The following is a 9280-nucleotide window of genomic DNA, read 5'->3' as shown; positions in this document are numbered from 1 at the left end:
ACCCATAGCGATCATCCCCGCTGATACGCACGTGGTTAACACCAGTTGTGGGTAATGCATAGCCCAGCGGGGGCGGGTGAGGGTGGGGGCGTTACTGCAATACGCACGCACTGGGATCGCACGCCTCCGGTGCGCACGCCTCCGGTGCGCTCACCCCCTACGCCGACCCACCGTACCGTCGTTCAGCGGCGTACCGCTCCCCTGCACCAACCCGCGACATCGATGGCCATCAATATTTGATATTACTGCGGCAACCGTGCCCGAAAACCCAACAAGCGCATGCCATTCAGCGTGACTAGTAGCGATGCTCCCACATCAGCCAAAACGGCCATCCACATCGTACAAAGACCGGCCAGCACCAGAACGATAAAGATCAGCTTGATCCCGATACTAAAGACAACATTTGCCGTGATCGTGCGCATAGTCTGCCGGCTAAGTGCTACTGCAAACGGCAACTGCCGCAAATCACCACCGAGCAGCGTAATATCGGCAGTCTCCATAGCCTGCGTCGTGCCCCCGGCCTGCACCCCCATCGCAATCCCGACATCAGCGGTTGCCAGGGCCGGCGCATCATTGATCCCGTCGCCGACCATTGCAACGGCACCACCAGACTGACCTAATGCACTGACCACCTGAGCCTTGGTTTCGGGCAACAGACCGGCGCGCACCTCAGACACCCCGATCTCGCCGGCAATCCGTTCGGCGGTCGCCGGCTCATCACCGGTGAGCATAACGATGCGTAAGCCCTGATCACGGAGTGCTGCCACCGCACTTCGGCTCTCGGCCCGTACCGTATCGGCAACGGTGATCGTGCCGCGATACTGACCACCAACACCGACCATCAGGGGCGTGTAGCCGAGCTGACTATCGCGTTTCGCCGCGAGACAATGCCATTCATCGTGACTCAACGCCTGATCAAAGACCCGATGACTGCCGATCAAGACTTCGTCACCATTGACCACCCCCACCACGCCTTTTCCGGTCAACGCCCGTACCTGCTCGGCTGGTGGTAGGGTAAGGCCGCGATTGACTGCCGCACCGACAATCGCGTGGGCAAGGGGATGTTCAGAACGGCACTCAACCGCTCCGGCAATAGTAAGCAGTTCATCGCAGGTACGGCAATGCCCGACCGGAGTCGCCTCGCCTGCTGGACAACCAACGGCTCGCAGACCGACCACGGTTGGTTTACCGGTCGTAAGTGTACCGGTCTTATCGAGTGCAATCGTCTGTACCCGTGCCAGCGTCTCAAGGTATGCGCCACCTTTAATCAGCACCCCATACCGGGCCGCTGTGCTTAGCGCACTCACAATACTGACCGGCGTACTGATGACCAACGCACACGGACAGGCAACGACCAGCAGTGCCAGACCACGGTAGAGCCAGTCAAACGTATCGGGATCGGGATTCCAGAACGGTTGCCCGAACACGAGTGGCGGTACGATTGCAACCAGCGCTGCCAGCGCGGTGACCAGCGGCGTATAAATGCGGGCGAAGCGGTCGATGAACCGTTGCACCGATGCCCGGCGCTCCTGCGCCTCCTGCACCAGATGGATCATCCGGGCAACCGCACTCTCGGCGGCGGGGCGATCAACACGCAGCTCAATACTACCTTCGCCATTCATCGTCCCTGCAAAGAGCGTATCCCCCACATCGCGCTCAACCAGCCGACTCTCGCCGGTGATCGGCGCCTGATTCACCAGCGAACTACCGGCAACAATCGTGCCGTCAACCGGTATCCGTTCACCGGGCCGGATCAGAATCCGGTCACCGACCTGCAAATCGGCAACCGGTACCACCTGCTCACCGCCGGATGTCAGCCGTGTGGCGGTCGGTGGTGTCAGCTCTAGCAGACGACGAATAGCGTGGCGGGCACGATTGGCCGTGTACCCTTCAAGCGCGTCGCCAATAGCGTAGAGCACCAGTACCAGCCCGGCTTCAACATAGGCGCCAATCACCACCGCTCCGATGGCAGCGATGGTCATCAGCGCATCAATCCCCAGCTCACGGTTGGTACGGAGTGTTCGCCAGGCCCGATGAGCAATGCCCGGCCCTACCAGTACCAGCGCCAGCAGCGATAGCACCTCTATCCACAATGCATCCCAACCGAGCACCTCGTGAAGCACCATTCCCGGCAATACCAGCACCAGACCGATCAAAGCCAGTTGTGTCTCCCGGCGGCTGAGCATAAAACGTAAAAACGTCGGAGGTAACTCATCGCCGGAGCTGGCCTCGGCCTGAATGTCGTACCCCAAATCTCGTACCCGCGCAATCACTGTCGCCGGGTCTACATCACCGGCTACATACAAGCGGGCAGTGGTAAAATGCAGCTCGCACGTCGTCACACCCGGCAATCGTGCGACGCCCCGTTCAATCTTCCGCGCACAATCCGGGCAATCCATCCCGCTAATCGTAAACTGCTGTTTGTTCATAGTTGAAATTCCTCAGCAGGACAAAAACGTTCAGCCTACGACTTCACTTTACGCCATTTTGTCGCCGAGTCAAGGGGAATGCATGAAAATGAAACCATGTCTTACCGGTTCTTTTCAGCAATGAAAATATTGTTGTATTCAATACATAATCTCAATAAGGCGCACGAGTTTTACCCGTCGTCCGGCGTGGAGACTCTGCGCATCCTTCACCCCGCGCTCCTGTGATATACTTGCGTATGCAACCATATCGCTATCCGCCAAGAGGGCGAGGAATACAATGACAAATCCAACCATCCGAATTGGAGTCTTAACCAGTGGTGGCGATGCGCCGGGTATGAACGCCGCGGTACGGGCTGTGGTACGCACCGGTATCAGTCGTGGCTGTGAAGTCTTTGCGATCTACGAAGGCTATCAGGGTCTGATCGAAGGTGGAAAATTGATCCGGCGCATGGATTGGAGTTCCGTTGGCGGCATTATCCAGCGTGGCGGTACGATCATCGGTACGGCGCGCAGCGCGGCATTCCGCACCCGCGAGGGCCGACGCCGCGCAGCAGCGAATCTCTTGGCCCACGGGATCGACCGTCTGGTCGTGATCGGTGGTGATGGCAGCCTCACCGGTGCCGACCTCTTTCGTCGTGAATGGACAGAACTACTGGCCGAACTGGTCGCAGCGGGTGAGATCAGCAGCGAGCAGGCAGCCGCCCATCCCAATCTCCTCATTGCTGGGATTGTAGGCAGTATTGACAATGACTTTTGCGGCACCGATATGACCATCGGTGCCGACACGGCGCTACATCGCATTACCGAGGCAATTGATGCGATCAGCTCGACGGCGGCCAGTCATCAGCGTACCTTTGTCATCGAGGTGATGGGGCGGAATTGTGGCTACCTGGCGCTGATGGGGGCGATTGCCGGTGGTGCCGACTGGGCATTTATCCCCGAAATGCCACCCCAAATGGACGATTGGGAGCAGCATATGTGCGATGTGCTGCGGATCGGACGCGAGCAGGGAAGGCGCGACAGCATTGTGGTAGTAGCCGAAGGGGCGTGTGATCGCAACGGGAAACCAATCACGGCTTCGTATATCAAGAAAGTTTTGGAAGAGCGTCTGGGTGAAGATACCAGAGTGACTATCCTCGGCCACGTGCAGCGTGGTGGCGCTCCTAGCGCATTTGATCGCTGGATGAGTTCGTTATTGGGGGCAACGGCAGTTGAAGAGTTACTGGAAGCTGACCCCAATGCCGAACCGAAACTGATTGGGTTGCGTGAGAATCGGGTTGTGCGTTTACCACTGATGACCTGTGTCCGCGATACCCATCAGGTTGCCGAAGCGATTGCACAGCATGACTACGAACGTGCGCTGGCAATGCGTGGTAATAGCTTCGTAGAGGCGTACCGTACCCTCGGCATCCTCATTCAGTCGCAGCCCTCGCCACCTGATCGATTGCAGCGTGGGCATCGCTTCGCAGTGCTGCACAGTGGCGGCCCGGCACCGGGGATGAATACGGCGGCCCGGGCGGCGATCCGAATCGGCATTGACCGTGGCCATACGATGCTCGGTGTGCGCAATGGGTTTCAGGGACTAATCGATGGCGACATCCACGAGATGGATTGGATGAGCGTAAGCGGTTGGGCAACGATGGGTGGTGCTGAGCTGGGCACCAACCGCAAGGTGCCGCAAGGCAGTGAGCTATATCAGATTGCCCGTAACATCGAGCGCTTCGGAATTGACGGTATATTGATGATCGGCGGTTTGGCCGGGTATCAGGCAATCTACAAGTTGTACAGTGAGCGCCACATCTTCCCGGCATTCAACATCCCCATGATCTGCTTACCGGCAACGATTGACAACAATCTTCCCGGTTCTGAGCTGAGTCTGGGTGCCGATACAGCGCTCAATAGTATCGTTCATGCCATTGACCGTATCAAGCAGTCGGCAGTGGCTTCGCGACGCTGTTTCATTGTCGAAGTCATGGGGCGCGATTGTGGCTATCTGGCTTTAATGAGCGGATTAGCAACCGGCGCCGAGCGAGTCTACCTTCCCGAAGAAGGCATCAGTCTGCGCACATTGCAAACCGATCTCGACGAGATGATGTACTGGTTTCGCGCTGGTAAGCGTCTGAGCTTGATCATTCGCAATGAAAAAGCGAATCCGATCTACACCACCTCGTTCATCTGTTCGCTGTTTGAAGAAGAGGGTGGTAAGCTATTCGAGGTACGGCAGGCGATTCTCGGTCATTTACAGCAGGGCGGTGATCCTTCGCCGTTCGACCGCATTCAGGCTACCCGTCTGGCCGTGCGCTGTATCGAGTTCCTGGTCGAGCACGCTGACCGTCGCGAACCAATCGGGGCGTTCATTGGCTATCGGGGCGGTAAAGTCCAGATTCATCAGCTCGACGATATGCCACGTCTGATGGATCCGGTGCATGCCCGTCCGCGTGAGCAGTGGTGGATGTCTTTGCGGCAAATGACCGATTTGCTTACGACGCCGCCATCACCTACCTTTGAGAGCGGGAAATAATACCAGGTGCGCTGGCCTGGCAATGATGAAATATCTGATGTCATAGAAGGCATGGCACACGATCCGAAAACGAGCCTGATGTCGAACCTGAGTCTGATACTGAAACAGCGCTCTACACCTGCACCGACCCGGTAGGGGCTTGCCGGTAGCGCACCCGGTGACTGCTCAGCACGGGAACACCCCCGGAATGATGCACATCGCTGCACAAGAGCTGGCGTGATTGCTGTGGTAGGGGACGTCACACTGTACCCTACCTTGTAACGCCCCATCAGGTTATGCCAAATTATCCAAACTCTGAGAGCAGAGACATATCATGCCAGCACTGCCTCTGATCGCAAATATGCTGAACTAGCATTCCGCACCTGTGACGACCCAACAGAAACTTGCCGGTAGCTGTTCAGCACGGTAACACCCCCGAAATACTGCACTTCTGGGCGTAAAAGTTAGATCAAATCTCGTTTATATGGAAGTGATAACACGCTATCCAACGTCATTCTGGCGCTACACTGCGTTGCGTAAGTGCCGGTATCCTCTGCGAGCGTGAGCCACTAGCTCGTCCACCGCTCGGAATCGTACACCCTGTTGACCCACCCTGAGCCGCTCACACCCGCCCCAGCTGGTTCAAGGGCGGACAGAACACTTGAGCGTCAAGGGGCTTCATGGTGTTGGGATGCACTGTTTGGCCCTCACCCCCTGCCCCTCTTCCGTGCGCAAGAGAGGTGAGACCAGAGCCGTGCGCCGGGGCATTCCAATGCATCAGAAGTTGCGTGAGATCATATATTCTGTCCACCCCTAAATCGAGGCGGGCCGGGGTGGAGATGTTCGTCCGTCCCGGCGAGTTCAAAGACAGACTAAAGTCTAAGCTAGAACCACTTCTACCCCCACCGGGAAGCGTCAGGGCAGTCCACCAAGCTCCGCGCTGCGGTGATGCTGAAGCATCGGCGTTTGCCCATGTTTTGTCCCAGCGGAAAGCGCCAGCGCAGCCCTCTAATCTCCCCGTTGCTGTGATGCTTCAGGGACAGGCAGGAAATAAGGTAATACAACTGATCCCCACCGGAAGGCGTGGGGCAGCCCACCAAGCTCCGCGCTGCGGTGATGCTGAAGCATTGGCGTTTGCCCATGTTTTGTCCCAGCGGAAAGCGCCAGCGCAGCCCTCTGATCCCCCTCTCCCGCAGTGCGGGAGAGGGGCAGGGGGTGAGGGCGTTCAGACATTGTATGAGCCAGAAATCGGTATTAGAAGGGAATATCTTCGTCTTCGATAGGTTGCGGCTGATTGCGAGCAGGGGCACGGCTAACCGGTGGTCGGGTAGAAGGAGCACTGGTTGCCGGACGTGAAGGTGTGGGTGATACCGGTGGCGGTGTCCGCCGCACCGGCTCGTCCATTGGCTCGTCGTAGGCCGGTTCAGCATCAGGTATTGGCCCACGCTCACCTTTGGGTGAGAGAATGATCATATCCTGGGCGATCACCTCAGTCGTGTAGCGATCCTGCCCATCGCGATCCGTCCACTTGCGGGTCTGAAGGCGACCCTCGACGTAAACACGGGTACCTTTGGTGAGGTATTGATTGCAGATTTCACCGAGCTTATCCCATGCAACGACGCGGAACCACTCGGTCTCTTCGTGTGTATTTCCGTCCTTATCGCGCCACGTGCGGTTGCTCGCCACCCGGAATGTGGTAACTGCGCTTCCCTGTGCGGTGTAACGCATCTCAGGATCAGCACCAAGATGACCTGTCAATTGAACCTTGTTCAAATCCTTCGCCATGATACCCTCCTCGTTACTCGTGTGTTTTCGTCCCAACTGTACCGAACCGAGCGAGAGCTTTCCCGCACGATCTCGAACTATTGTGCGAATTATAACATATGCTCTGTCGCATCGTCAAGAGCATAGCATTGCAATCATGTGACAGATTTGTGATGTTGTTACGACAGGCCAATATCGAAACCGGCTTCAAGGTCACGCCGTGAGTAGCGGCGGAACGCGAGCACGGTTGTGGTGTGGCGCACACCAGGAATACGGGCGATACCACTGGGGACAGCTTCATCAAGCGATTCGTAAGCGTTGACCCGCAGCACCGCGATGATGTCGTAGTCACCGGTGACGGAGTAGACTTCGGCAACGTTGGGAAGTTCGGCGACTTCCTGGGCAATATCGCTGATTCGTTGTGGTTCACAGGTGATGAATACGAAAGCAGTGACCATGAGCGTACTCCTGAATGACGAATTCGAGGACAGGTAAGGTAATGATACCAGATTCTATCCGTCATGCTGCTGTCATCGATGCTGGCTTAAAAAGGTTCAGGTGGTCGGACACGCCAAAGCATGGGTGTTAACCAGTACCAGAGTGTGTTTAGCATCACCAGCAAGCCGGCACCGAGCACGCTGAGCCGTCCTGCCCACCCCCGACGCCAGAGGTCATCGCAAGCAGCAGCGCAGCCCGTTGCTACCGCCCAACCAAGAGCCATCAGGTAGCGAGGACTGTTGGAGATTTGGGTGATAAAGGGTAGAATTGCGAAGATGAGCGCAACAACGAAACTCAGCCCCATCAGTCCTGTTGTAATTTGCCAGCCCTGCCGTCGATACAAGAGCCAGAGGCCACCTATTGCAAACGGGATCGGGAAGAATCCATAGTGGGCTATCAGACCGGCCTGCCAGAGGGTGTTCCAGAGAGCAGCTCGACTAATTGGTGGTCGTCCGGCAACGGCAGTTAAGCCGCCGCTGCGCGCTGTTTCCAGTTGGGCAAAGAACATCGGAAGGTAAGCGCTGTAGAAGAAGACAATTGCGAAGATTGCTCCTCCAGCGATAGCTATCGTTAGTGGACGGCAAATTCGCTGTGCCCATGGTGCGCCCAACCAGCCAGCCGACCAGACGATACTTAGGAGCATTCCTAGCAAGGCACCGCTACTAATCAAAAATCCAAAATGACCGAGAAAGACCATCGCACTCAATGCTGCCAGACCTAATGTCCATTCACGGTAGTATTGACCGACCTGCCACTCATCCCATGCTCGAATAATCCCCCAGATGAGGAGCAGGTAGAGGCTTTGGGTAATAATATGAGTGTCAAAAGACCACCAGGTGGTGAGATATGTTGCGGCGGTAAATACATAAATTGCGGCTACCAATACCGCCGGTCGAGAAGGTAAGACACGACGGGCAATCAGGTAGATCAGGATTGCACTTAGGCTATCTGCCAGGGCTGCCCCAATTTGTAAGAGGAGCGGAGTTTCAAGACCCAATGCGCGAGCTGGTGCCAGCAAGAGATACGGACCTGGTGGATATGGAAAATCAATGCCCCGATTCTTTGAAATGATCGTGATAAACCCACCCAACGCTTCGTGAAAACGATTAGTGTGGAAACCAATATCGCCGGGCATGCTGGCCGGGTAGAAGCGTCCGCCGATCCGGGTTGCAAAGGCAATTGCTACGATAGCACTGAGTGACAACCCGGCCTCGCCGATGGCAAGTGCACGCAGCCCGGCATGTACTGCCAGGGTTAACGGATAGGTGAGGGCCAATGCGATAAAGGCCGCTTCTGCGCCGAACGCCCACCGTGCCGGATCGAGGATAAGCGCAAGGCTAACCAAACCGACCCCTACCGCTAATCCATATCCGGCCCATTGTGGCAGGGTGCGGTGCAGGATGAGCCAGCCCAGTACTATTGCCCCCAGCCACCACAAGAGTGGCGGTAACACCGGCCAGACCCAGCCGCCAGGAACTATCGCAATCACGATCCGTTCGAGCGGCAGACCGAGTTGACGAGGATCTTGCGCTGGCTGAAACACATCACTTACCAGCCGCAGGTACAGGTGACCATCACTGGCTGCCGGTATGTATAACCATTGCCGGCTGCCAACCACACTGACCGGTAATTCAGCTATGAGTTGTTGATTGCTCCAGACCTCAACTCCGGTTGGTGCCTGTGCGCTAATCGACTCGCTCAATGGCAGCCAGCGTAATTCGATCAGAGTTGGCCGGTTACCAAAAGTGGGCAAGATAACCTTCGATTCACCTCCACTCCAGCGAAAGTTACCAAAAGCACTCTCTTCAGCAGTGTTAAAATCGCGTAAGAATGGCAGATCAGCGTTACCAATACCTTCTTCCAGCCCAACATCAATCACGTGTTGATGAGGCAACTGGGCAGAGATGGTGGCAACGATAATGATCACGCCTATTCCCATCCAGAGGATTGGCGCACGCAGAGCCTGCCATTCCTGAGCGAGCCACTGTTGGATGGTGTCGCGTAGTGCTTTCATATGAGCATCAGATGCTTTTCAAGTCGCTCTCATGGACAAAGCCGCGAAGCGCGAAATGCACTTCGCAGCTTTGCC

5 protein-coding genes are annotated in these 9280 nt (G+C 56.6%); 1 reads left to right on the top strand and 4 read right to left on the bottom strand.

Features of this window, described 5'->3' with window-relative positions; all coding sequences use genetic code 11:
* Positions 1-242: 242 nt before the first annotated feature.
* Positions 243-2429 carry a heavy metal translocating P-type ATPase gene (locus tag VAE55_RS17540; RefSeq protein ID WP_322817015.1) on the bottom strand — a complete coding sequence of 729 codons (2187 nt, stop codon included), beginning with the start codon at positions 2427-2429 and terminating at the stop codon, positions 243-245.
* A gap of 277 nt (positions 2430-2706) precedes the next feature.
* On the opposite strand from VAE55_RS17540, the gene VAE55_RS17535 reads away from it, so the two are divergent.
* Entirely contained in the window at positions 2707-4950 is a 2244-nt protein-coding gene (locus VAE55_RS17535; protein ID WP_322817014.1) for a 6-phosphofructokinase, read from the top strand.
* Between the two features lie 1233 nt (positions 4951-6183).
* Here the strand turns inward: VAE55_RS17535 and VAE55_RS17530 are convergent.
* The 3 genes from VAE55_RS17530 to VAE55_RS17520 form a co-directional block, all read right to left on the bottom strand.
* The gene (locus VAE55_RS17530) at positions 6184-6714 is read right to left on the bottom strand and encodes a single-stranded DNA-binding protein (RefSeq protein WP_322817013.1); all 531 of its coding nucleotides are present in this window, start codon (positions 6712-6714) and stop codon (positions 6184-6186) included.
* Positions 6715-6872: 158 nt separating this feature from the next.
* Positions 6873-7151 (bottom strand): Lrp/AsnC ligand binding domain-containing protein, encoded by a 279-nt coding sequence (locus VAE55_RS17525; RefSeq protein WP_322817012.1) that lies wholly within the window; start codon positions 7149-7151, stop codon positions 6873-6875.
* Between the two features lie 86 nt (positions 7152-7237).
* Positions 7238-9205 carry a hypothetical protein gene (locus VAE55_RS17520; protein WP_322817011.1) on the bottom strand — a complete coding sequence of 656 codons (1968 nt, stop codon included), beginning with the start codon at positions 9203-9205 and terminating at the stop codon, positions 7238-7240.
* Positions 9206-9280: the final 75 nt, after the last annotated feature.

Source organism: Chloroflexus sp., from assembly GCF_034432675.1.
Lineage (GTDB): Bacteria > Chloroflexota > Chloroflexia > Chloroflexales > Chloroflexaceae > Chloroflexus.
This window is presented reverse-complemented; position numbering and strand designations above follow the sequence as displayed.